Origin of the sequence: Pseudolysinimonas sp., from assembly GCF_051954455.1 — a bacterium.
Classification (GTDB): domain Bacteria; phylum Actinomycetota; class Actinomycetes; order Actinomycetales; family Microbacteriaceae; genus Pseudolysinimonas.
The window spans coordinates 102,620-123,932 of record NZ_JBQCHS010000018.1; the positions used below are offsets into that span (position 1 = coordinate 102,620).

A 21,313-nucleotide genomic window follows, 5' to 3' on the forward strand; every position below is an offset into this window, starting at 1 on the left:
CGCATGCCCTCTCCGGACGAGCTGCTCCTCCGCCGCATCCGCGACGCGCTCGACGCGGATCCCGCCGTCGACGCGTTCGCGGTCGAGGTCACGGTGGAGGGCGGCGTCGCGCACCTGCACGGCGTGGTCGGCAGCTATGCCGAGAAGCTGGAGGCCGTCGCCCTGACCCGGCGCTTCACCCCGGGCGCCGACGTCGTCAACGAGCTCGGCGTGCGCCCGTACGGGGAGCGCTGGAGAATCCCCGACACCGAGATCGCCGACGATGTCCGGCGTCGTCTGGGGCTCGCTCTCGTCGAGTCGGGCGGCGTCGACTTCACGGTCGACCACCACGTCGTCGCGCTGACCGGTCGCGTGCCGACGCTCCGCGAACGCGCCCTCATCCGTCACGTCGTCGAGACCGTTCCCGGGGTCGACTTCGTCGACAACGAGGTGGAGATCGGATATCGATGAGCGAGCCGCACGTCCGCGATCTCAGCGAGGCGGAGTGCTGGACCGACCTGCGTCACGCGCAGCTGGGCCGGCTCGCGGTCTCCGTCCGCAACGAGCCGGACGTCTTCCCCATCAACTTCGTGGCGCACGAGGGCGCCCTCTACTTCCGCACCGCACCCGGGTCGAAGCTGCTCGAGCTCACGGTGAACGAGCGCGTCGCCTTCGAGATCGACAGCTGGACCTACGGCGAGGCCCGCAGCGTCGTGGTCAAGGGAGTCGCGGAGAGGCTGGAGCTCCAGTCGGAGATCGATGAGGCGGACCGGCTGCCCCTGCTTCCCTGGATCCCCACGCCCAAATACCGCTGGGTCCGCATCGTGCCGACCTTCGTCCGCGGCGTCGCCTTCGAGCGCGCCGCCGAGCCGGCCCGGTACTGATGGCGACTCAGACACGCCCGCGGGCTCAGCGCGCTGCGCCGCCGGAGCCTCCGTCCGAAGAGCTGACCGTCGCGGAGTGCTGGCGCCGACTCAGCTGGCATTCGACGGGCCGGCTGGCGCTCGCCACCGACGACGGCGTCGACATCTTCCCGGTCACCTACCTGGTGCACGACCACTCCATCGTGCTCCGCAGCGCCCCCGGCCGGAAGATGCTGCAGCTGGCCCGACACGGCGACGCGGCGTTCGAGATCGACGGTCGCGGTCGCGGGCGCGCCTGGAGCGTCGTCGCGCGCGGGCGCGCCGTGCGCATGAACCTGGATTCCGACATCCTCGACTCCGGCGTCCGCGAGCTGCCCGCCCTGCACCACGGGGAGAAGTTCAACTACGTGAAGCTCACCCCGGAGGTGGTCTCCGGCCGCGAGTTCCGCGTCTTCACCGGCTCGGTGCCGCTCATCGCGCTGGCGATCGTCGTCGGGTCGGCCGCGCTGATCCTCGGCGCGGCGTCGATCTGGCTGGGACGATGACGGCCGGCGCCTCCGAGGCGGCGGAGGAGGCGGCGCTCGGCGCTGCGGCGGTCGTCCTGGGTGCCGCGATCGCCGTGGTCATCCTCGCGGCGCAGCTGTCCCGCCGGATCTTCGGTCGCGGCTCCCGCGCCGCGCTCCCGCTCAGCCGAGGGCCGGAGCTCTCCGTCGGAATCCGCCGCTGATCATCCGGCGGCCGCGCGGAGGAGCTCCGCTGTCACCGTCCTGGTGAGCTCATGCGCCACCGGTGTCGGATCGCGCGAACCACGAGGACCGCGGCCCCGGCAACCGCGAGGGCCACCGCAGTCCAGACCAGGGCCGTCGTGACCGGCTGCCCGTCGACGGTGCTGAACACCGTCCCGTCGATGCCGTTCCAGTCGCAGCGCGTCCCCGCGACAGGGAACACCATTGCTCCGCTGCCGGCGTATCCCGCTTCATGGGGTCGAGCACCCTGAGGTGACAGCGTCCCGGTGCAGACGTACAGCGCATTGCGATTGAGCGCGTAGATGCCGAAGCCCGCACCGGCAGCAGCTGCGAGGGCGCCGCCGAACAGCGACACCGCGACGGCGAGCCGGACAGGGCGCACAGGGAGCATTCCGCGACACGAGCTCGGCCGGCCACGAACATGCTGAGCCGGTCACGCACGCACCGCACTCCGGACGCGGGGGGCTTCTGTGGCGAATCGGTGGGCGATACCAGACTCGAACTGATGACCTCTTCCGTGTGAAGGAAGCGCGCTACCAACTGCGCCAATCGCCCGCGGTCCACCATCTTGCCACACGGGGAACCGGCTCCCGCGCCGCTCGACGCGCCGGGTGTCACACGATTTGGCGACCCGGCCGGAGATGCTAAAGTCATCCGAGTCGCCGCAAGGCGGCAATGCGGATGTAGCGCAGTTGGTAGCGCATCACCTTGCCAAGGTGAGGGTCGCGAGTTCGAGTCTCGTCATCCGCTCGAGGAAAAGTCTCACGGTTCGTCAGGACCGCACACCTGGTGGCGTGGCCGAGAGGCGAGGCAGCGGCCTGCAAAGCCGTCCACACGGGTTCGAATCCCGTCGCCACCTCGGCAGGACCCCCGACGCGAGTCGGAACGGGCGATTGGCGCAGCGGTAGCGCGCTTCCCTGACACGGAAGAGGTCACTGGTTCGATCCCAGTATCGCCCACAACGAGGAAATCCCAGGTGAAAGCGGCATTTCGCCGCTCTTGGAAACCCGCTCGCGCCACCCGCGCACTCACCAGTTCCGGTACTTGTCCGGCTCGACGATCGAGCCGTCGACGGTGGCGTCGGACGGCGCGCCTCGCGGCCACCCGTGCCGGGGAGTCACGCGCTCAGCGAACCGGTCCGCGCAGTCCGTCGATCGGTCGTACGTCCCAGTCGCTGAACGGATCGTCGCCCACCTCCGCCATGAGGGCCGGTGATGCTGCCCTGGCCGCCTCCTCCGACTCCCACACGGCGACCCCGACGAAGCGACCGCCGTCGTCGTCGACGACCCCGGTCCAGACGAGGCCCGGGCGGGTCCGCGCGACCCGGCTATAGCGCTGCATCGAATCGAGCACCGCCGCCCGATGCTCGGGCCGCGGCGAATGGACCGACACCACCGCGCAGGTCACGGCACGTGCCGCTCGCCGGGTCCGACGTACTCCGACAGCGGCCGGATGAGCGCATTGGCGCTCCGCTGCTCCATCACGTGCGCGGTCCAGCCGGTCACCCGCGCCGCGACGAACAGCGGCGTGAAGACCTCGGTGTCGAAGCCCATGAGGTGGTAGGCCGGGCCGGACGGGTAGTCGAGGTTGGGCTTGATGCTCTTGCGGGCGTCCATCGCGTCGGCGAGCGTGTCGTACATCGCGATGATGTCGGGGCGGTCGTATTCGGCGACGAGGGTGTCGAGGGCGGCGCGCATGGTCGGCACGCGGGAGTCGCCGTTCTTGTAGACGCGGTGACCGAATCCCATGATCTTGCGCTTCTCGGCGAGGGCCTCGTCGAGCCAGGCCTCGGCGCGGGAGGCGTCGCCGATCTCGTCGAAGACGTGCATGACGGCCTCGTTGGCGCCGCCGTGCAGCGGGCCCTTGAGGGCGCCGATCGCGGCGGTGACCGCGGAGTAGATGTCGGCGAGGGTGGAGGTGACGACGCGGGCGGTGAAGGTGGAGGCGTTGAAGGAGTGCTCGGCGTAGAGGGTCATGGAGACGTCGAACGCCTCGACCACGACGAGCTCCGGGACCTCGCCTAGGGCCATGTGCAGGAAGTTGGCGCTGTAGCCGAGGTCGTCCCGCGGCTCGACGAGCGGCAGGTCGTGCCGGCGGCGCTGGATGTACGCGACGATCGCGGGGAGCTTCGCGAACAGGGTCGTCGCCTTCGCGAGGTTCGCCTCCGGGGTGTCGTCGGCGGCGGTCGGGTCCTCCGCGCCGAGGAAGCTCACGGCGGTGCGGACGATGTCCATCGGGTGGGCGTCGCGCGGCAGGTCGTCGATGACCCGCTTCACGCGCTCGTCGAGGTGCCGCTGCCCGCGCTCGGCCCGCTCGAACTCGGCCAGCTGCAGCTCGTCGGGCAGTTCGCCGTGCCAGAGCAGGTAGGCGACCTCCTCGAACGAGCACCGGTCGGCGAGCTCCTGCACCGGGTAGCCGCGGTAGAGCAACGAGTTGGTGTCGGGATTGACCTTCGAGATCGCGGTGGTGTCGACGACGACGCCGGCCAGTCCCTTTCGAATGTCCGGCCCCTTCTTGATGTCGGTCATGGTGGTCAGCTCCTGTTGTTGGCGAGGTCGAAGGTGAAGACGTCGGCGTCGAAGGCGGAGTACGCCTCGTAGTCGACGAGTTCGTAGAGGCGGGCGCGGGTCTGCATGGTAGGCACCTGCGATTGGAGGGACCCCTCCGCCGCGAGCGCGTCGAGCCCGCGCTCGATGGCGCCCATCGCGATCCGCAGGAGCGACACCGGGAAGATCACCATGTTGACGCCGACGTCCTGCAGCTGCTGCACGGTGAACAGCTCGCTCTTGCCGAACTCGGTCATGTTGGCCAGGATCGGCACGTCGACCGCGCGGCGCATCGCCTCGAACTCGGAGAGGTCGGCCATCGCCTCCGCGAAGATCGCGTCCGCGCCGGCGTCGGCCAGCGCCTTCGCCCGTTCGGTCGCGGCCTCGAGGCCCTCGACGCCGCGGATGTCGGTGCGGGCCATGATCACGAAGTCGGGATCGCGGCGCGCCTGCACCGCCGCGCGGATCCGGTTCACGGCGGTCGCCTGGTCGACGACCTCCTTGCCGTCCAGGTGCCCGCAGCGCTTGGGGTTGACCTGGTCCTCCAGGTGGACGCCGGCGACGCCCGCGTCCTCCAGCAGCTGCACGGTGCGGGCGACGTTCATCGGCTCGCCGAACCCGGTGTCGCCGTCGATGAGCGTCGGGAGGTCGGTGGTGCGCGAGATCTGAGCCCCGCGCTGCGCGACCTCGGTGAGCGTCGTCAGGCCGATGTCCGGGAGCCCGAGCTCGTTGGCCATGACGGCGCCGGAGATGTAGACGCCCTCGAAGCCCTTCTCCTGGATGAGGCGCGCGCTGAGCGGCGTGAACGCGCCCGGGAACCGCTGGATGGTGCCGCTCGCGAGCCCGGCGCGGAACGCCTGCCGCTTCTGCGACGGCGTGACGGTGGAGTGCAGCATCAGAACAGTCCCTTCGGTCCGGTCGGGAGCCCCGCGGGTGCGACGACGTTGAGCTCGCGCACCTCGTCGGCGGTCAGCTCCGGCAGGCGCTCCGCCAGGGCGAGGAAGCGGTCGATCTCCGCGCCGTCGATCACGCCGTCGGCCAGGGTGCGCAGCTTCCGCACGTAGTCGGCGCGCTGGAAGGGCCGGGCGCCGAGCGGGTGCGCGTCCGCGACCGCGATCTCCTCCACGATGCGGCTGCCGTCGGTCAGCGTCGCCTCCATCCGACCGCCGAACGCCTGCTCCTTCGGGTCGAGCGAGTGGTAGCGGCGCGTCCACTCCGGGTCCTCGAGCGTCGTCACCTTGCGCCACAGCGCGACCGTGTCGGCGCGGCCCGCGCGCTCCGGGGCGTAGGCGCCCACGTGATCCCACGCGCCGTCCTGCAGCGCCACCGTGAAGATGTAGGGCACCGAGTGGTCGAGGGTCTCGCGGCTCGCGGTCGGGTCGTACTTCTGCGGGTCGTTCGCGCCCGATCCGATCACGTAGTGGGTGTGGTGGCTGGTGTGCAGGACGATGGAGGCGACCCTCTCCGGGTCGCGCAGCTCCGGGTGCTCGGCGCCCACCCGCCGGGCGAGATCGATGAACGCCTGCGCCTGGTACTCCGCCGAGTGCTCCTTGGTGAAGGAGTCGAGGATCGCGCGCTTGGCCTCGCCGCGCTCCGGCAGCGGGACCTCGTAGCGGGCCTCCGGGCCGTCGAGCAGCCACGCGATCACGCCGTCCTCGCCCTCCCAGATCGGTGACGGCGACGTCTGCCCGCGCAGGGCCCGGTCCACCGCCTCGACGGCCATCTTGCCCGCGAACGCCGGCGCGTAGGCCTTCCAGGTCGAGATCTCGCCCTTGCGCGACTGGCGGGTCGCCGTGGTCACGTGCAGCGCCTGCCCGATCGCCTGGAAGATCACCTCGGGAGAGAGCCCGAGCAGCGTCCCGATGCCCGCGGCCGCGCTCGGCCCGAGGTGCGCCACGTGGTCGATCTTGTGCGCGTGCAGGCTGATCGCCTTCGCGAGGTCGATCTGGACCTCGTACCCGGTCGCGATCCCGCGCACCAGCTCGGCGCCCGAGCGGCCGGCGTGCTGCGCGACCGCGAGGATCGGCGGGATGTTGTCGCCCGGGTGCGAGTACTCCGCGGCGAGGAACGTGTCGTGGTAGTCGAGCTCGCGCACGGCGACGCCGTTCGCCCACGCCGCCCACTCCGGCGACACCCGCTCCGTCACCCCGAACACCGCGGCGCCGGGACCCGCCGCCCCGGGCGCGGCCGGGTGCGCGAGCGCCTGGTCGCGGGCCGCCGTCACCGGCGCCCGGCCGAGCGACGCGACCGCGACCGCGGCGTTGTCGATCACCCGGTTCACGATCATCTCCGCGACCTCGGGAGCGACCTCCACCGGGTCGGCGGCGACCTCGGCGATGCGCCAGGCGAGCTGCTCCTCGCGCGGGAACGGCTCGGAACTCGGACGGGGGCGCACCACGACGGTCTTCATCGGGTCCAGGTTAGGCAGGAACGAGCCCGCGCGGTCGCGACGATATCGTTGGCAGGGTGAGCGCACAGACCGGTTTCGACCTGTTCCCCGACCGCTCCGTGATCGCGATCCGCGTGAACGGCGAGCTGAAGGACAAGGCGACCGAGCTCACGACGACCGAGGGTGTGGAGCCCGTCGCCGTCGACTCCGCCGACGGCCTCGCCATCCTCCGCCACTCCACCGCGCACGTCATGGCGCAGGCGGTGCAGCGCATCAACCCGGAGGCGAGGCTCGGGATCGGGCCGCCCGTCACCGACGGCTTCTACTACGACTTCGACGTCGCCGAGCCCTTCACCCCGGAGGATCTCAAGGCGATCGAGAAGGAGATGGACCGCATCATCCGCTCCGGGCAGCGGTTCGTGCGCCGCGTCGTCACCGAGGACGAGGCGCGCGCCGAGCTCGCCGACGAGCCCTACAAGCTGGAGCTCATCGGGTTGAAGGGCCGCGTCGGGCACGGCGAGGGATCGGGCGACGACGGGGAGTCGGTCGAGGTCGGCGGCGCCGAGCTCACCATCTACGACAACGTCGACCGCGACGGGAACACCGCCTGGAAGGACCTCTGCCGCGGCCCGCACGTGCCGAACACGGGCGCCCTCGGCGTCTACCGCCTGATGCGGATCGCCGCCGCCTACTGGCGCGGGTCCGAGAAGAACCCGCAGCTGCAGCGCATCTACGGCACCGCCTGGCCGACCAAGGACGAGCTCCGGTCGTACCTCGAGCGCCTCGAGGAGGCCGCCAAGCGCGATCACCGCAAGCTCGGCCGCGAGCTCGACCTCTTCTCGTTCCCGGACGAGATCGGCTCCGGCCTGTCGGTCTGGCATCCGCGCGGCGGCATCGTCCGCATGGAGATGGAGCAGCACGCCCGCAAGCGCCACGTCGACGCGGGCTACACCTACGTGTACACGCCCCACATCTCCAAGCAGGACCTGTTCCGCACCTCCGGCCACCTCCAGACCTACAAGGAGGGCATGTTCCCGCCCATCAACATGGACGAGGAGCGCGACGCCGAGGGCACCATCACCAAGCAGGGCACCGACTACTACCTGAAGCCGATGAACTGCCCGATGCACATCCTGATCTACAAGGAGCGCGCGCGGAGCTACCGCGACCTCCCGATGCGGCTGGCGGAGAACGGCACGGTCTATCGCAACGAGCTCTCGGGGGCCCTGCACGGCCTGACCCGCGTGCGCGGCTTCACGCAGGACGACTCGCACCTGTTCGTCACCCCCGACCAGCTCGAGGACGAGGCGACCAAGGTCCTCGAGTTCGTCATCTCGATGCTGCGCGACTTCGGCCTCGACGACTTCGAGCTCGAGCTCTCGATGCGCGACGACCACAAGGACAAGTGGATCGGCTCCGACGAGTTCTGGGAGTACTCGACGAACGCGCTCCGCAACGTGGCGCAGTCGTCCGGCCTCAAACTCACGGAGATGCCGGGGGAGGCCGCGTTCTACGGGCCCAAGATCGACCTCAAGACCCGCGACGCGCTCGGCCGCACCTGGCAGCTGTCGACGGTGCAGGTCGACCCGAACCTGCCCGAGCGGTTCGAGCTCGAGTTCACCGACCGCGACGGGCAGCGCAAGCGCCCGATCATGATCCATCGCGCCCTGTTCGGCTCCATCGAGCGCTTCTTCGCCATCCTGCTTGAGCACTACGCGGGCGCGTTCCCGGTGTGGCTCGCGCCCGTGCAGGTCGTCGGGATCCCGGTGGCGGAGGAGTACGCCGACTACCTCGGCGGCGTGGTCGACCGGCTTCGCGCGGAGGGCGTGCGCGCCGAGCTCGACGCGAGCGACGAGCGGATGCAGAAGAAGATCCGCACCGCCACCACCATGAAGGTGCCGTTCCAGCTGATCGCGGGGGAGAAGGATCGCGACGCCGGCACGGTGAGCTTCCGGTTCCGCGACGGCACCCAGGACAACGGGGTGCCGATCAACGAGGCCGTGCGCCGGATCCGTGAGGCGATCGACACCAAGGCGCAGGTCTAGCGGCCGGGATGCGCGACTACGACGGGACCGAGTACGACGCGGTCGAATCCTCGGACGGCTTCGCGGGCGTGCCCGACGGCCTGCAGCGGCTGTGGACGCCGCACCGGATCGCGTACATCGAGCAGTCGTCGGCCGAGCGCGCGAGCGGCGAGTGCGTGTTCTGCGTCGCGCCCACGATGTCCGACGAGAAGGCGCTCATCGTGCACCGCGGGGCGAGCGCGTACGTGATCCTCAACCTCTTCCCCTACAACAGCGGCCACCTGCTCGTCGTGCCGTACCGCCACGTCGCGACCTACGACCTGGCGACCCCCGAGGAGACGGCCGAGATCACGACCCTCACGCAGACCGCGATGCGCGTGCTCGCCGCGACCTCGCACCCGCACGGGTTCAACATCGGCATGAACCAGGGCGCGGTCGCGGGAGCCGGGATCTCGGAGCACCTGCACCAGCACGTCGTGCCGCGCTGGGCCTCCGACGCCAACTTCCTGCCGATCATCGGGCAGACGAAGGCGATCCCGACGCTGCTCGGCGAGGCCCGCGCCCAGCTCGCCGACGCCTGGCCGGCCTCCCCGCCGGTCGAGTAGCCCGCTGCGTCAGCGGACCCGCGCGACCTCGAACTGCATCCGCGGGTGCGCGTACGTCTCCTGCGACTCCACGAGCAGCAGCTCCCGCGACCCCGCGTCGAGCGTGTTCTGCAGCAGGTCGAAGACGCTCGACGTCGTCCGTGCGAGGGCGTCCGCAGCGTCGCCCGTGCGCCGGAAGTGGGCGGTGAACAGCGCAGCCGTGACGTCGCCGGAGCCGTTCGCCTTCATCCCGAGCCGCGGCGTCTGCACGATCCACGCGCCGTCGTCGGTGACGGCCATCATCTCGATCGTCCCGGGGTCCGCGTCCGGGCGCTCGACGCTCGTCACGAGCACCGTGCGCGGCCCCATCGCCCGCGCCGCGTCGGCGGCCTCCAGCGTGGACTCGAGGGAGTAGGGCTCCCGCCCGGTGAGGAACCCCAGCTCGAACTGGTTCGGCGTGATGAGGTCGGCGACCGGCACGACCCGCTCGCGCAGCAGCACCGGGATCGCCGGCGCGACGAAGCAGCCGGACGCCGCGTTGCCCATCACCGGGTCGCAGGCGTAGATCGCGTCGGGATTGGCCGCCTTCACGCGCGCGACCGCGTCGATCACGACCTCCCCGATGCCCTCGCTGCCCTGGTAGCCCGAGAGCACGACGTCGATCTCGCCGAGCACGCCGCGCTCCTCGATCCCGAGGATCACGTCGCGCACGTCGTCGGGGGAGATGAGCGGTCCGCGCCAGGCGCCGTACCCGGTGTGGTTCGAGAAGGTCACGGTGTAGACCGGCAGGACCTCGACCCCGATGCGCTGGAGCGGGAAGACCGCCGCGGAGTTGCCGACGTGCCCGTACGCGACGGCCGACTGGATCGAGAGGATCTTCACGCCACCAATCTAGAATCAGTGCCATGCCCGACACTCCGGCCACCCCCGCCACCGGTACCGCCCGCGTCAAGCGCGGCCTCGCCGAGATGCTCAAGGGCGGCGTCATCATGGACGTCGTCACCGCCGACCAGGCGAAGATCGCGGAGGACGCCGGCGCCGTCGCCGTCATGGCGCTCGAGCGCGTCCCGGCCGACATCCGCGCCCAGGGCGGCGTCGCCCGCATGAGCGACCCCGACCTCATCGACGGCATCATCGAGGCCGTCTCGATCCCGGTCATGGCCAAGGCCCGCATCGGCCACTTCGTCGAGGCGCAGGTGCTCCAGTCGCTCGGCGTCGACTACATCGACGAGTCGGAGGTGCTCTCGCCCGCCGACTACGTCAACCACATCGACAAGTGGCCCTTCACCGTGCCGTTCGTCTGCGGCGCCACCAACCTCGGGGAGGCGCTCCGTCGCATCACCGAGGGCGCGGCGATGATCCGCTCCAAGGGCGAGGCGGGCACCGGCGACGTGTCGGAGGCGACCAAGCACATCCGCACCATCACGGGCGAGATCAACGCCCTGAAGGCCAGGACGAAGGACGAGCTGTACGTCGCGGCGAAAGAGCTGCAGGCGCCCTACGACCTGGTCGCCGAGGTCGCCGAGACGGGCAAGCTCCCCGTCGTGCTGTTCACGGCGGGCGGCGTCGCGACGCCGGCCGACGCCGCGCTCATGATGCAGCTCGGGGCGGACGGCGTGTTCGTCGGCTCCGGCATCTTCAAGTCGGGGGAGCCGGCCAAGCGCGCCGCCGCGATCGTCAAGGCGACGACCTTCTTCGACGACCCGGCCGAGATCGCCGCGGCGTCGCGCGGCCTCGGCGAGGCCATGGTCGGCATCAACGTCGCCGACCTCGCCGCGCCGCACCGGCTCGCCGAGCGTGGCTGGTAGCGGCCCGCGCGTCGGGGTCCTCGCGCTGCAGGGCGACGTCCGCGAGCACCTCGCCGTTCTCCGTGGGCTCGGGGCGGACGCCGTCCCCGTGCGCCGGCCGGCGGAGCTCGACGATGTCGCGGGGCTGGTTATCCCGGGCGGCGAGTCGACGGTGGTGGACAAGCTGAGCCGGGCGTTCGGGCTGCGCGAACCGCTCGTCTCCCGGATCACCGGCGGGATGCCGGTCTACGGCACATGCGCCGGCCTGATCATGCTGAGCGACCGGGTCACCGACGCGATCGCGGGGCAGCAGACCCTCGGCGGCCTTGACGTCACCGTGCGGCGCAACGCGTTCGGCAACCAGAACGACTCATTCGAGACGGATCTCGACATCCCGGAGCTCGGGGATCCGGCCGTGCACGCGGTGTTCATCCGCGCGCCCGCCGTGACTGAGACGGGCCCCGATGTCGTGATCCTCGCGGCGCTCGACGACGGGCGGATCGTCGCGGTGGAGCAGGGGAACCTCCTCGGCACCGCGTTCCACCCCGAGGTCACCGGTGAGGATCGGTTCCACCGTCGCTTCCTGCAGCGCGTCGCCGGCTGATCAGGCGCGCGATGCCGAGCGCGATGAATGCGGCAGCGCTGCAGAGGAACGTCAGCCCGACGGAGAACTCGCTCGTCATCCGGATCGCTCCGAAGACCGCCTCGGCGACGCCCACGCAGATCGAGACGAAGCCCCACAGGCGCCACCGCGAGATCGGCGGCGTCGGGTCGTTGCTGTCGGCGAGTCCGAGCATCTCTCCAGTCTGCGCCCCGCGCGGCCGAAAGCGCCCCGGCGCGCCCGGGTAGCATTGAGCGTCTTTCCCGGAACACCGAAGGAGCAGCCGTGAGCGGCCATTCCAAGTGGGCGACGACCAAGCACAAGAAGGCGGTCATCGACCAGCGACGTGCGAAGTCCTTCGCCAAGCTCATCAAGAACATCGAGGTCGCAGCCAAGATGGGCGGCGCCGACCTGAGCGGCAACCCGACGCTCGTCGACGCCGTGCAGAAGGCCAAGAAGACCTCGGTGCCGAACGACAACATCGACCGCGCCATCAAGCGCGGCGCCGGGCTCAGCGGCGAGTCGGTCGACTACCAGACGATCATGTACGAGGGCTACGGTCCCAATGGCGTCGCGCTCCTCATCGAGTGCCTCACCGACAACAAGAACCGCGCCGCGGCCGAGGTGCGCACTGCGATGACGCGGAACGGCGGCACGATGGCCGACCCGGGCAGCGTCGCCTACAACTTCAGCCGCAAGGGTGTCATCTCGATCACGAAGGCGGACGGCGTCTCCGAGGACTCGATCCTCGAGGCGGTCATGGACGCAGGCGTCGAGGACGTCGTGGACCAGGGCGGCGGTTTCGAGGTCCTCACCGACCCGTCGGAGCTGGTGGCCGCCCGCACGGCGCTCGTCGAGGCGGGCATCGACTACGACTCGGCGGAGGCGGAGTTCGTGCCCGGCGTCCAGGTGCCGGTCGACGCCGACACGGCCCGCAAGGTGTTCCGGCTGATCGACGCGCTCGAGGACAGCGACGACGTGCAGAACGTCTTCTCCAACCTCGAGATCCCGGCCGACGTCCAGGCCGAGCTCGACGCGGACGACGAGTAGCACGGCGGCCCGGGGGAGCGGCCGATGCGCGTGCTGGGGATCGATCCGGGCCTGACCCGATGCGGCGTCGGCGTCGTGGACGTCGCGCCCGATCGCTCGGCCACGCTCGTGCACGTCAGCGTGATCCGGACCGCGCCGGAGGAGCCGATCGAGCTCCGCCTGCTGGCGGTGGCGCGCGGCATCGCGACCGCGCTCGACGCGTACCAGCCCAACGCCCTCGCCGTCGAGCGCATGTTCGCCCAGCACAATCTCCGCACCGTCATCGGCACGGCCCAGGCCTCCGGCGTCGCGCTGGCCGCCGCCGCCGAACGCGGTCTGCCGGTCGGCCTGCACACCCCGAGCGAGGTGAAGGCCGCGATCACCGGGTACGGCAACGCGCAGAAGGCGCAGGTCGGGACCATGGTCGCGCGGGTGCTCGGGCTCGCGAAGGTGCCGAAACCGGCTGACGCGTCGGACGCGCTTGCGCTCGCCATCTGCCACGCATGGCGGGGCGCGCCCTTCACCCCCGCCGCCGACCCGGGGCTGCTCACCCCCGCCCAGCGCGCGTGGCGGCAGGCCGAGGCGGCCGCCCGCTCCTAGGCTGGCGGCATGATCTCGTCGGTCCGCGGTGCCGTGCTGTCCGCCGGCGGCGGACTCGCCGTGATCGAGGTCGGGGGAGTCGGGCTCGCCGTGCAGGTGACGCCCCAGCACGCACTCACCCTGCGGATCGGCGAGGAGGCCCGCCTCCACACCGCGCTCATCGTGCGCGAGGACGACCTCAGCCTCTACGGCTTCGCGACGCCGGACGAACTCGTCGTCTTCGACCTGCTGCGCGGCGTCTCGGGCGTCGGCCCGAAGTCCGCGCTCGGCGTCCTCGCCACGCTCACCCCGCAGCAGGTCGCGCAGGCCGTCGCCGACGAGGACGACGCGCCCTTCCGCAAGGTGTCGGGCATCGGACCGAAGACCGCGAAGCTCATCGCCGTGTCGCTCGCGGGCAAGCTCGCGCCCGTCGCCGCGGCCGCCTCGGTGCCGAGCGGCGCCCCGGGCACGCAGGTCGCGTCGGCGGTCGTCGGAGCGCTCGTCGGGCTGGGCTGGAACGAGCGGGTCGCCGCGCAGACCGTCGAGGAGGCCGCGACCGAGGCGTCCGCGACCGACACGGCGTCGGTGCAGGCGCTCCTCCGGCTCGCCCTCGCACGGCTCGGACCGGGGGCCCGGCCGTGAGCGACGACGACCTGGACGGCGACGCGCCGGGCGTGGAGAGCCTCAGCGTGGACGGCCTGGTCCGGCCGACCCCCGAGTCGGAGGCCGAACTCGCCTTCGAAGGGGCGCTCCGTCCGCGCTCGCTCGCCGAGTTCGTCGGGCAGGCGAAGGTCCGCGGGCAGCTGCAGCTGCTGCTCGACGCGGCCGCGATCCAGCAGCGCACGCCCGACCACATCCTGCTCGCCGGCCCGCCCGGGCTCGGCAAGACGACACTCGCGATGATCGTGGCGCACGAGTCGGGTCGTCCGCTGCGCATGTCGAGCGGGCCCGCGATCCAGCACGCCGGCGACCTCGCGGCCCTGCTCTCGAGCCTCGTCGCGGGCGAGGTCCTCTTCATCGACGAGATCCACCGCATGGCGCGCAGCGCCGAGGAGATGCTCTACCTCGCGATGGAGGACTTCCGGATCGACATCATGGTCGGCAAGGGCGCCGGCGCGACCAGCATCCCGCTCGATCTCGCGCCGTTCACGATGGTCGGCGCCACCACGCGCTCCGGGCTCCTGCCGAATCCGCTGCGCGACCGCTTCGGCTTCACCGCCAACCTCGAGTTCTACGGCGACCACGAGCTCGACCAGGTGCTCGCCCGCGCTGCCCGCATGCTCGAGCTCGACATCGAGCCGGCCGCCCGCCGCGAGATCGCGACCCGCAGCCGCGGCACCCCGCGCATCGCCAACCGGCTGCTCCGCCGCGTCCGCGACTACGCGATCGTGCACGGCGGCCGCGCCGACCTCTCGGCCGTGCGCACCGCGCTCGAGCTCTACGACGTCGACGCCATGGGGCTCGACCGGCTGGACCGCGCGGTGCTCGACACGATCGTCACCCGGTTCGACGGCGGCCCGGTCGGTCTCAACACCCTCGCGGTGTCGGTCGGGGAGGAGCCCGAGACGATCGAGTCGGTCGTCGAGCCCTTCCTCGTGCGGATCGGGATGCTGACGCGCACGCCCCGCGGCCGCGTCGCGACCCGCCGCGCGTGGGACCACCTCGGGGTCCGCCGCCCCGACACGGGGGCGCTGTTCTGAATGGCGTATGCTTCCGGGGAACCGCACAGCCGCCTTGTCTAGGCTCGGCCGCGATCTCCCACCATCCCGGAAGGCTCCAACGCCCCCATGTCCTCCCTCGCCACGCTTCTCCCTGCTGCCACCACGCCCACGTCGTCGGGCAACTTCTTCCAGGACAACTTCCTGACGATCGCGCTGGTCCTCGTGCTGGCCGTGATGGTGATCTTCATGGTCCGCAACTCGCGCAAGCGCAAGCGCGACGCGGAGGAGCTGCAGAACAAGTTCGTGCCGGGCGCCGAGGTCATGACGCAGCACGGCATCTACGGCACGCTCGTCTCGGTCGACGAGGAGAAGAACGAGGCGATCATCGAGACGACGCCGGGCACCCGCCTCCGCGTGCACCGCCAGACCGTCGCCCGCGTGATCGACCCGGTCGACATCGACCCGGAGAAGGACATCGTCCACGACGAGGAGCCCGCCTCGACCGAGGCGCCCGAGTTCGGGGAGCGCGTCGTCGACGAGACCCCGGCCGCGACCGACGCCGAGGAGAGCAAGCCGGCCCCCGCGCCGCGCACCTCCGCCGCGAGCACCCGCAGCACGTCCTCGACCGCGAAGCCGCGCAAGAAGCCCGCCGAGGGCGACGCGGCCGAGTAAGGCGAGGCGGACTCCGCCTCTCCGTTACCCTGGTCACCGGCTCGGCGCTGACGTCGGGCGAGGCCGCAGCCGAGCCGACGCTCGCGCGCTCGAAGAAAGCAGAACGACCCCGTGGCAACCAGAACGACGCCGGTCCGCAGCGCCTGGAGGGCGCTCGCCTGGCTCCTGGCGATCGTCGTCATCCTGGGCGGGATCCTCACCGCCGGCGTCATCTGGTGGAAGTGGACGCCGGTCCCGCAGCTCGGCCTCGACCTCCAGGGCGGCACCGAGATCATCCTGACGCCGAAGACCGAGGGCAACCAGGCGGTCACCTCGGACCAGCTCAATCAGGCCGTGGCGATCATCCGCCAGCGCATCGGCGGCCTCTCCGAGGCCGAGGTGAGCACGCAGGGCAGCTCGAACATCCTCATCGAGCTCCCGGGCAACCCCGACAAGGCGCTGCTCCAGCGCGTCGAGTCGGCGTCGAAGATGGAGTTCCGCGCGGTCCTCCTGACCGGCCAGCCCTCGAATCAGAGCGTCGGCGCCTCCGGATCGCCGTCGCCGAGCGCCTCCGGCTCCGCGTCCGCCACCCCCTCGCCGTCGCTCGCCGACACCCCCACCGCGAAGCCGACGGACGGCAGCGACCTCAACTGGGTCACCCCGGCGCTTCAGCAGCAGTTCACGAACGTCGACTGCTCGAAGATCAACGCGGCCAACACGAACACGGCCCCCGCGGACAAGCCGCTCGTCACCTGCTCCGACGACGGCACCCAGACCTTCCTGCTCGGCCCGGTGGAGGTCGAGGGCTCCACGATATCGGACGCCACCGCGGGCACGATCCAGTCGAGCCAGGGCGTCAACGCCGGTCAGTGGGCGGTCAACATCGTCTTCAACGGCCAGGGCACCAAGAACTTCGCCGACGTCACCAAGCGACTCGTCAAGCTGCAGCAGCCGCGCAACCAGTTCGCGATCGTGCTCGACGGCAAGGTCATCTCGGCGCCGGCCACGCAGGCGGCGATCACCAACGGCAAGCCACAGATCACCGGATCGTTCAACCAGAAGTCCGCGACGGAGCTCGCGAATCAGCTCAAGTACGGCGCGCTCCCGGTCAACTTCACCGTGCAGAGCCGTGACACCATCGCGGCGACCCTCGGCGCGACCCAGCTGCAGAACGGCCTCATCGCAGGGCTGATCGGCCTCCTCCTCGTCGCCGTGTACTCGCTGTTCCAGTACCGGCTGCTCGGCCTCGTGACCCTCGCCTCGCTCGTCGTCGCCGGCGTCATCACGTGGGAGTTCTTCGACATCCTGTCGTGGCAGAACGGCCTGCGCCTGTCGCTCGCCGGCGTCGCCGGCCTCATCGTCGCGATCGGCTTCACGGCCGACTCGTTCATCGTCTACTTCGAACGCATCCGCGACGAGCTGCGGGACGGCCGAGGGCTCGCGGGCGCGGTCGAGGCCGGTTGGAAGCGGGCGCTCCGCACGATCCTCGCCGCCAAGAGCGTCAACCTGCTGTCGGCGATCATCCTCTACGTGCTCGCGGTCGGGAACGTACAGGGCTTCGCGCTGACGCTCGGCATCACGACCGTGATCGACGTGGTGATCGTCGTGCTGTTCACGCACCCGGTGCTGCGACTGCTGGCCACGACCCGGTTCTTCTCCAGCGGCCATCCGCTCTCCGGGCTCGATCCGACGGCACTCGGCGCCGTCTACCGGGGTCGAGCTGAGTTCCGGTTCTCGGAGGACGCGCGCCGCGCCGGCGCCAGCCGCGAGGCCGGACGCCGCCAGACGATCGCGGAGCGCAAGGCCGCGGAGCTGGAGGCACAGAAGGCGGCCGGCTCGAAGGCCGGCGCGTCGAAGTCGGGCGCCGGGAAGGGCGGGAAGCGCTGATGGCCAGCTTCGCCAAGTTCGGCAACGACCTCTACACCGGGGCGCGGTCGGTCGACTTCGTCGGCCGCCGGCGCGTCTGGTACGCGATCGCCGCGGTGCTCATCGTGCTCTCGATCGCGATCCCGTTCATCCGCGGCGGCGGCGACTTCGCCCGCGGCTTCGACTTCGGCATCGACTTCACCGGCGGGTCGCAGTTCCAGATCGCGAACGCGAACTCCAAGAACACGATCCTCGGGCAGGACGCGGTCAAGCAGGTCGCACCCCGATCGAACGTCACCGTCACCACGGCGGGCGGCAACGGCATCCAGGTTCAGACCGACAAGCTGAGCGACAAGCAGACGCAGGCCGTCACTGCGGCCCTCGCCAAGACCTACGGCGTGCAGGAGAAGGAGGTCACCAACTCCTTCATCGGCGCCACCTGGGGCGCCGACGTCACCGGCAACGCCCTCCGGGCCCTCATCGTCTTCGTCATCTTCGCCGCGGTGCTCATGGCGCTCTATTTCCGCACCTGGAAGATGTCGGCCGCCGCGATCATCGCCCTCCTGCACGACCTCATCATCACGGCAGGGGTGTACGCCGCCACCGGGTTCACGATCACGCCGGCGACGATCATCGGATTCCTCACGATCCTCGGCTACTCGCTGTACGACACCGTCGTGGTCTTCGACAAGATCCGCGAGAACACCAGCGAACTGAGCGACGACTCGCCGCGGACCTTCGGCGAGGCCGTCAACCTCGCCGTCAACCAGACGCTCGTCCGGTCGATCAACACCGGCGTCGTCGCGGCGCTGCCGGTTGCGGCGATCCTCTTCATCGGATCGTTCATCCTCGGCGCGGACACGCTGAAGGAGATCTCGCTCGCGCTGTTCGTCGGCACCGTGGTCAGCACCTACTCGACGCCGTTCGTCGCGTCGCCGCTGTACGCGCAGTTCCGCTCGAACGAGCCGGCGATCCGGCAGCGGGATGAGCGGGCCCGTCGGCTCCGCGCGCGGAACGTCGAGGCGTAATCCGCGTGCACGCCGTCGGCGAACGTCCGGTGCCCTGCGGCCGCCGCTCCTAGACTGAGCGGATCGGAGGTGGTCGGATGACGCAGACGCAGTCGCCGCGTCCCACGACGCCCGCGTCGACCTCGGCGACCCAGACCTCCGCGCTGCGAGCCCTCCTGCCGCGCATCTTCTCCCGCGCCGACCGCTCCACCCGTTCGATCGACGCCGTCATCAAGACGGTACGCTCGCACCACCCGAAGGGCGACTTCGCGCTCATCGAGCGGGCCTACGCGACCGCGGATCGCGCGCACGCCGGCCAGAAGCGCAAGAGCGGCGAACCCTACATCACCCACCCGGTGGCGGTGGCGCAGATCCTCGCCGACCTTGGCATCGGCTCGAAGACGATCGCGGCCGCGCTGCTCCACGACACCGTCGAGGACACCGACTACCAGCTCGATCAGCTCCGCGCCGACTTCGGCGACGAGATCGCGATGCTCGTCGACGGCGTCACCAAGCTCGACAAGCTGAAGTACGGCGACAGCGCCCAGGCGGAGACCGTCCGCAAGATGGTCGTCGCGATGTCGAAGGACATCCGGGTGCTCGTGATCAAGCTCGCCGACCGCCTGCACAACGCGCGGACGTGGGGCTTCGTCCCGGAGGAGTCCGCGCGGCGGAAGGCGCAGGAGACCCTCGAGATCTACGCGCCGCTCGCGCACCGGCTCGGCATCCAGACGATCAAGTGGGAGCTCGAAGATCTCTCGTTCGCCGTGCTGTATCCCAAGCTCTACGTGGAGATCGAGAATCTCGTCAAGCAGCGTTCTCCCGAGCGGGAACGGGTCGTTCAGCAGGTGACGGATGCCATCAACGACGATCTGAAGTCTGCCAAGATCCGCGGCAAGGTCGTCGGCAGGCCGAAGCAGTACTACTCGATCTATCAGAAGATGGTCGTTCGCGGGCGCGAGTTCGACGAGATCTACGACCTCGTCGGCATCCGGGTCATCGTCAACTCCGTGCGTGACTGCTACGCCGTTCTCGGGCAGATCCACGCGAGGTGGACGCCGATGCCAGGCCGCTTCAAGGACTACGTCGCCACCCCGAAGTTCAACCTGTACCAATCGCTGCACACGACGGTCATCGGGCCGGAGGGTCGTGCGGTCGAGATCCAGATCCGCACCGAGGAGATGCACCAGCGCGCCGAGTTCGGTGTCGCTGCGCACTGGAAGTACAAGGAGCGCGTCGCCGGCGGCAAGTCCGACGACATCGGCAAGGTCGATACCGACATGGCGTGGCTTGCGCACATCTCGGACTGGCAGGCAGAGACAGCGGATCCCAGCGAGTTCCTCGACTCGCTCCGATTCGAGATCGGTGCGAAGGAGGTCTACGTCTTCACCCCGAAGGGCAGGGTGATCGGGCTGCCCTCCGGCGCCACTCCCGTGGACTTCGCGTACGCGGTGCACACCGAGGTCGGTCACCGCACCATGGGCGCAAAGGTGAACGGACGCCTCGTCCCGCTGGAGTCGCCGCTCTCGACCGGTGATGTGGTCGAGGTGTTCACCTCGAAGAACCCGGACTCCGGTCCGAGCCAGGACTGGCTCAACTTCGTGAAGAGCCCACGGGCGCGCAACAAGATCCGACAGTGGTTCACGAAGGAGCGGCGCGACGAGGCGATCGAGCAGGGCAAGGATGCCATCGCCCGCGCCATGCGCAAGCAGAACCTGCCGCTGCAGCGACTGATGACGCAGGATTCGCTCGGCGAGGTCGCCGCGCAGATGAAGTACGACGACGTGTCAGCGCTGTACGCCGCCATCGGCGAGGGGCATGTCAGCACCCAGTCGGTGCTGGAGAAGGTCGTGGCGTCACTGCAGTCGGAGACGGAGAGCGACGTCACGGAGCTGCCGCCGCCCGCCAGGGTGCGCGGGCGCAGGCTGCGCAACAGCGACTCCGGTGTGCTCGTGCGCGGGGCGCCGGACATCCTCGTCAAGCTCGCCAAGTGCTGCACACCGGTACCCGGCGACCCGATCGTCGGCTTCATCACGCGCGGCTCCGGAGTGAGCGTGCACCAGGCCGACTGCCACAACGTGCAGGAGCTGATGCGCGAACCGGAACGCATGATCGACGTGGAGTGGGCGCCGTCGTCGAAGAGCGTCTTCCTCGTGCAGATCCAGGTGGAGGCCCTCGATCGGGCCGGGCTGCTCTCGGACGTCACTCGCGTGCTCTCCGAGCACCATGTGAACATCCTCTCGGCCACCGTCTCCACCTCGAGCGACCGTTTGGCGCTCAGTCGGTTCGTCTTCGAGATGGGCGACACCACGCATCTCGACCGGGTGCTCAACGCCGTGCGCAGGATCGACGCTGTCTACGACGTGTACCGGGTCAGCGCCGGCTGAGTTCACGAGCCGACCGGGCCCACTCCTCCAATCGCGACAGGGCACGGCCCTTGCCAGGGAGATTCGGCGTCTGCGAGATGCGTCGAGCGCATGCGAGCACGAGCTGCGGGTCGCGCTCGACGATGCTCAGCGCCGCGGCACCGTCGTCCTCGCGGTCAACGAAGGCGAGGTCGGAGAGGATGCGCGCGGGGACCGTGACGCGCAGTCCCGCGATCTCCGCCGTGTCGCCGTACTCGTGCGTCACCTCACGGAGCGCGAACCGCGGAGACGGCGGGAACTTGACGCGGTCGGACCGAGGGACGCACATGGTGTGGATCGACGGAGGGAGCGCCAGCAGCCCGTGCACCCACATGGCGCTGTCGAGCTCGGCGATCATGCGTGATCCGGCGACGCTCCGCAACGCTCTCGCGCGCAGCCACGCGGTCTCGACCTCGTCGACGGGGGCGAACCGCTCGTCGACGGTGAACAGTTCGCCGTCGAGCCGGGCGGCGTGCAGCTCAGCGAGCGGGAGGGGGCCAGGAGAGAGTACGGATGCCATCGCGTGCGCCATGTCCCCATGGTCGCGCTGCGGCGACGGCCGTCGCCGCCGCAAGCGGGCATCGGTGGAGAAGGCG

At 70.3% G+C, this 21,313-nt stretch carries 24 protein-coding genes and 4 tRNA genes; 19 read left to right on the forward strand and 9 right to left on the reverse strand.

Annotation, left to right across the window (positions count from 1 at the left end; all coding sequences use genetic code 11):
• Positions 1 to 3: 3 nt before the first annotated feature.
• Genes ACTHM3_RS08770 through ACTHM3_RS08785 form a run of 4 tightly spaced genes read left to right on the forward strand, consistent with a single transcriptional unit; the run spans position 4 to position 1,569 of the window.
• A complete protein-coding gene (locus ACTHM3_RS08770) occupies positions 4 to 450 on the forward strand; it encodes a BON domain-containing protein (protein ID WP_440405717.1) in 447 nt (148 codons plus the stop codon).
• On the forward strand, positions 447 to 863 hold the full coding sequence (locus tag ACTHM3_RS08775; protein ID WP_440405718.1) for a pyridoxamine 5'-phosphate oxidase family protein: 417 nt from the start codon (positions 447 to 449) through the stop codon (positions 861 to 863). The genes ACTHM3_RS08770 and ACTHM3_RS08775 overlap by 4 nt, the downstream gene beginning before the upstream one ends.
• Positions 863 to 1,387, forward strand: coding sequence for a pyridoxamine 5'-phosphate oxidase family protein (locus ACTHM3_RS08780; RefSeq protein WP_440405719.1), 525 nt, complete (start codon positions 863 to 865; stop codon positions 1,385 to 1,387). The genes ACTHM3_RS08775 and ACTHM3_RS08780 overlap by 1 nt, the downstream gene beginning before the upstream one ends.
• On the forward strand, positions 1,384 to 1,569 hold the full coding sequence (locus ACTHM3_RS08785) for a hypothetical protein (RefSeq protein WP_440405720.1): 186 nt from the start codon (positions 1,384 to 1,386) through the stop codon (positions 1,567 to 1,569). The genes ACTHM3_RS08780 and ACTHM3_RS08785 overlap by 4 nt, the downstream gene beginning before the upstream one ends.
• 32 nt (positions 1,570 to 1,601) lie before the next feature.
• Here the strand turns inward: ACTHM3_RS08785 and ACTHM3_RS08790 are convergent, their stop codons facing one another.
• Together ACTHM3_RS08790 and ACTHM3_RS08795 are read right to left on the reverse strand one after the other, a co-directional pair.
• The gene (locus tag ACTHM3_RS08790; protein WP_440405721.1) at positions 1,602 to 1,979 is read right to left on the reverse strand and encodes a hypothetical protein; all 378 of its coding nucleotides are present in this window, start codon (positions 1,977 to 1,979) and stop codon (positions 1,602 to 1,604) included.
• 91 nt (positions 1,980 to 2,070) lie between these two features.
• Positions 2,071 to 2,143, reverse strand: a tRNA-Val gene (locus tag ACTHM3_RS08795).
• A gap of 122 nt (positions 2,144 to 2,265) precedes the next feature.
• Between ACTHM3_RS08795 and ACTHM3_RS08800 the strand changes: the two genes are divergently transcribed.
• From ACTHM3_RS08800 to ACTHM3_RS08810, 3 genes are all read left to right on the forward strand, one after another.
• Positions 2,266 to 2,338: transfer RNA gene (locus ACTHM3_RS08800), tRNA-Gly, on the forward strand.
• Between the two features lie 38 nt (positions 2,339 to 2,376).
• Positions 2,377 to 2,447, forward strand: a tRNA-Cys gene (locus ACTHM3_RS08805).
• 28 nt (positions 2,448 to 2,475) lie between these two features.
• A tRNA-Val gene (locus ACTHM3_RS08810) sits at positions 2,476 to 2,547 on the forward strand.
• 166 nt (positions 2,548 to 2,713) lie between these two features.
• Here ACTHM3_RS08810 and ACTHM3_RS08815 read toward each other — a convergent pair.
• Genes ACTHM3_RS08815 through ACTHM3_RS08830 form a run of 4 tightly spaced genes read right to left on the reverse strand, consistent with a single transcriptional unit; the run spans position 2,714 to position 6,544 of the window.
• Positions 2,714 to 2,995 (reverse strand): putative quinol monooxygenase, encoded by a 282-nt coding sequence (locus tag ACTHM3_RS08815; protein WP_440405722.1) that lies wholly within the window; start codon positions 2,993 to 2,995, stop codon positions 2,714 to 2,716.
• A complete protein-coding gene (locus tag ACTHM3_RS08820) occupies positions 2,992 to 4,116 on the reverse strand; it encodes a bifunctional 2-methylcitrate synthase/citrate synthase (RefSeq protein ID WP_440405723.1) in 1,125 nt (374 codons plus the stop codon). The genes ACTHM3_RS08815 and ACTHM3_RS08820 overlap by 4 nt, the downstream gene beginning before the upstream one ends.
• A gap of 5 nt (positions 4,117 to 4,121) precedes the next feature.
• A complete protein-coding gene (gene prpB / locus ACTHM3_RS08825) occupies positions 4,122 to 5,030 on the reverse strand; it encodes a methylisocitrate lyase (protein ID WP_440405724.1) in 909 nt (302 codons plus the stop codon).
• On the reverse strand, positions 5,030 to 6,544 hold the full coding sequence (locus ACTHM3_RS08830; RefSeq protein WP_440405725.1) for an MmgE/PrpD family protein: 1,515 nt from the start codon (positions 6,542 to 6,544) through the stop codon (positions 5,030 to 5,032). Before ACTHM3_RS08830 ends, prpB begins: the two co-directional genes overlap by 1 nt.
• A gap of 56 nt (positions 6,545 to 6,600) precedes the next feature.
• Here ACTHM3_RS08830 and thrS point away from each other — a divergent pair, with 56 nt between their 5' ends.
• Positions 6,601 to 8,568, forward strand: a complete 1,968-nt coding sequence (thrS, locus tag ACTHM3_RS08835; RefSeq protein ID WP_440405726.1) for a threonine--tRNA ligase — start codon at positions 6,601 to 6,603, stop codon at positions 8,566 to 8,568.
• Positions 8,569 to 8,576: 8 nt separating this feature from the next.
• Entirely contained in the window at positions 8,577 to 9,152 is a 576-nt protein-coding gene (locus ACTHM3_RS08840; RefSeq protein WP_440405727.1) for an HIT family protein, read from the forward strand.
• 9 nt (positions 9,153 to 9,161) lie between these two features.
• Here the strand turns inward: ACTHM3_RS08840 and pdxY are convergent, their stop codons facing one another.
• The gene (gene pdxY, locus ACTHM3_RS08845; protein WP_440405728.1) at positions 9,162 to 10,013 is read right to left on the reverse strand and encodes a pyridoxal kinase PdxY; all 852 of its coding nucleotides are present in this window, start codon (positions 10,011 to 10,013) and stop codon (positions 9,162 to 9,164) included.
• 23 nt (positions 10,014 to 10,036) lie between these two features.
• On the opposite strand from pdxY, the gene pdxS reads away from it, so the two are divergent.
• Both pdxS and pdxT read left to right on the forward strand, forming a co-directional pair.
• Positions 10,037 to 10,939 (forward strand): pyridoxal 5'-phosphate synthase lyase subunit PdxS, encoded by a 903-nt coding sequence (pdxS, locus tag ACTHM3_RS08850; RefSeq protein ID WP_440405729.1) that lies wholly within the window; start codon positions 10,037 to 10,039, stop codon positions 10,937 to 10,939.
• Positions 10,929 to 11,522, forward strand: coding sequence for a pyridoxal 5'-phosphate synthase glutaminase subunit PdxT (gene pdxT / locus ACTHM3_RS08855; protein ID WP_440405730.1), 594 nt, complete (start codon positions 10,929 to 10,931; stop codon positions 11,520 to 11,522). Before pdxS ends, pdxT begins: the two co-directional genes overlap by 11 nt.
• On the opposite strand, the gene ACTHM3_RS08860 is transcribed toward pdxT, so the two are convergent.
• Positions 11,470 to 11,715 carry a hypothetical protein gene (locus ACTHM3_RS08860; protein WP_440405731.1) on the reverse strand — a complete coding sequence of 82 codons (246 nt, stop codon included), beginning with the start codon at positions 11,713 to 11,715 and terminating at the stop codon, positions 11,470 to 11,472. The two genes, pdxT and ACTHM3_RS08860, sit on opposite strands and share 53 nt — an antisense overlap.
• A gap of 89 nt (positions 11,716 to 11,804) precedes the next feature.
• Between ACTHM3_RS08860 and ACTHM3_RS08865 the strand changes: the two genes are divergently transcribed.
• From ACTHM3_RS08865 to ACTHM3_RS08900, 8 genes are all read left to right on the forward strand, one after another.
• Positions 11,805 to 12,569: a YebC/PmpR family DNA-binding transcriptional regulator gene (locus ACTHM3_RS08865; RefSeq protein WP_440405732.1), complete on the forward strand. Its 765-nt coding sequence runs from the start codon at positions 11,805 to 11,807 to the stop codon at positions 12,567 to 12,569.
• 24 nt (positions 12,570 to 12,593) lie between these two features.
• Positions 12,594 to 13,148 (forward strand): crossover junction endodeoxyribonuclease RuvC, encoded by a 555-nt coding sequence (ruvC, locus tag ACTHM3_RS08870; RefSeq protein ID WP_440405733.1) that lies wholly within the window; start codon positions 12,594 to 12,596, stop codon positions 13,146 to 13,148.
• Positions 13,149 to 13,157: 9 nt separating this feature from the next.
• Positions 13,158 to 13,769 carry a Holliday junction branch migration protein RuvA gene (gene ruvA, locus ACTHM3_RS08875; RefSeq protein WP_440405734.1) on the forward strand — a complete coding sequence of 204 codons (612 nt, stop codon included), beginning with the start codon at positions 13,158 to 13,160 and terminating at the stop codon, positions 13,767 to 13,769.
• A gap of 47 nt (positions 13,770 to 13,816) precedes the next feature.
• Positions 13,817 to 14,827: a Holliday junction branch migration DNA helicase RuvB gene (gene ruvB, locus ACTHM3_RS08880; RefSeq protein ID WP_440405750.1), complete on the forward strand. Its 1,011-nt coding sequence runs from the start codon at positions 13,817 to 13,819 to the stop codon at positions 14,825 to 14,827.
• Positions 14,828 to 14,914: 87 nt separating this feature from the next.
• Positions 14,915 to 15,460 (forward strand): preprotein translocase subunit YajC, encoded by a 546-nt coding sequence (yajC, locus tag ACTHM3_RS08885; RefSeq protein ID WP_440405735.1) that lies wholly within the window; start codon positions 14,915 to 14,917, stop codon positions 15,458 to 15,460.
• Between the two features lie 111 nt (positions 15,461 to 15,571).
• The gene (gene secD / locus ACTHM3_RS08890; RefSeq protein ID WP_440405736.1) at positions 15,572 to 17,326 is read left to right on the forward strand and encodes a protein translocase subunit SecD; all 1,755 of its coding nucleotides are present in this window, start codon (positions 15,572 to 15,574) and stop codon (positions 17,324 to 17,326) included.
• Complete coding sequence (secF, locus tag ACTHM3_RS08895; RefSeq protein ID WP_440405737.1) at positions 17,326 to 18,333, forward strand: protein translocase subunit SecF; 1,008 nt, start codon at positions 17,326 to 17,328, stop codon at positions 18,331 to 18,333. The genes secD and secF overlap by 1 nt, the downstream gene beginning before the upstream one ends.
• Positions 18,334 to 18,410: 77 nt before the next feature.
• Positions 18,411 to 20,699, forward strand: coding sequence for a RelA/SpoT family protein (locus tag ACTHM3_RS08900; RefSeq protein ID WP_440405738.1), 2,289 nt, complete (start codon positions 18,411 to 18,413; stop codon positions 20,697 to 20,699).
• On the opposite strand, the gene ACTHM3_RS08905 is transcribed toward ACTHM3_RS08900, so the two are convergent.
• The gene (locus tag ACTHM3_RS08905; protein WP_440405739.1) at positions 20,686 to 21,249 is read right to left on the reverse strand and encodes a type IV toxin-antitoxin system AbiEi family antitoxin; all 564 of its coding nucleotides are present in this window, start codon (positions 21,247 to 21,249) and stop codon (positions 20,686 to 20,688) included. The two genes, ACTHM3_RS08900 and ACTHM3_RS08905, sit on opposite strands and share 14 nt — an antisense overlap.
• Positions 21,250 to 21,313 lie beyond the last annotated feature (64 nt).

Coding starts and splice junctions, on each gene's coding strand:
- ACTHM3_RS08770 (WP_440405717.1), top strand. CDS start 4: ATGCCCTCTCCGGACGAGCTGCTCCTCCGCCGCATCCGCGACGCGCTC.
- ACTHM3_RS08775 (WP_440405718.1), top strand. CDS start 447: ATGAGCGAGCCGCACGTCCGCGATCTCAGCGAGGCGGAGTGCTGGACC.
- ACTHM3_RS08780 (WP_440405719.1), top strand. CDS start 863: ATGGCGACTCAGACACGCCCGCGGGCTCAGCGCGCTGCGCCGCCGGAG.
- ACTHM3_RS08785 (WP_440405720.1), top strand. CDS start 1,384: ATGACGGCCGGCGCCTCCGAGGCGGCGGAGGAGGCGGCGCTCGGCGCT.
- ACTHM3_RS08790 (WP_440405721.1), bottom strand. CDS start 1,979: ATGCTCCCTGTGCGCCCTGTCCGGCTCGCCGTCGCGGTGTCGCTGTTC.
- ACTHM3_RS08820 (WP_440405723.1), bottom strand. CDS start 4,116: ATGACCGACATCAAGAAGGGGCCGGACATTCGAAAGGGACTGGCCGGC.
- prpB (WP_440405724.1), bottom strand. CDS start 5,030: ATGCTGCACTCCACCGTCACGCCGTCGCAGAAGCGGCAGGCGTTCCGC.
- ACTHM3_RS08830 (WP_440405725.1), bottom strand. CDS start 6,544: ATGAAGACCGTCGTGGTGCGCCCCCGTCCGAGTTCCGAGCCGTTCCCG.
- ACTHM3_RS08840 (WP_440405727.1), top strand. CDS start 8,577: ATGCGCGACTACGACGGGACCGAGTACGACGCGGTCGAATCCTCGGAC.
- pdxS (WP_440405729.1), top strand. CDS start 10,037: ATGCCCGACACTCCGGCCACCCCCGCCACCGGTACCGCCCGCGTCAAG.
- ACTHM3_RS08860 (WP_440405731.1), bottom strand. CDS start 11,715: ATGCTCGGACTCGCCGACAGCAACGACCCGACGCCGCCGATCTCGCGG.
- ruvC (WP_440405733.1), top strand. CDS start 12,594: ATGCGCGTGCTGGGGATCGATCCGGGCCTGACCCGATGCGGCGTCGGC.
- ruvA (WP_440405734.1), top strand. CDS start 13,158: ATGATCTCGTCGGTCCGCGGTGCCGTGCTGTCCGCCGGCGGCGGACTC.
- yajC (WP_440405735.1), top strand. CDS start 14,915: ATGTCCTCCCTCGCCACGCTTCTCCCTGCTGCCACCACGCCCACGTCG.
- secF (WP_440405737.1), top strand. CDS start 17,326: ATGGCCAGCTTCGCCAAGTTCGGCAACGACCTCTACACCGGGGCGCGG.
- ACTHM3_RS08900 (WP_440405738.1), top strand. CDS start 18,411: ATGACGCAGACGCAGTCGCCGCGTCCCACGACGCCCGCGTCGACCTCG.
- ACTHM3_RS08905 (WP_440405739.1), bottom strand. CDS start 21,249: ATGGCGCACGCGATGGCATCCGTACTCTCTCCTGGCCCCCTCCCGCTC.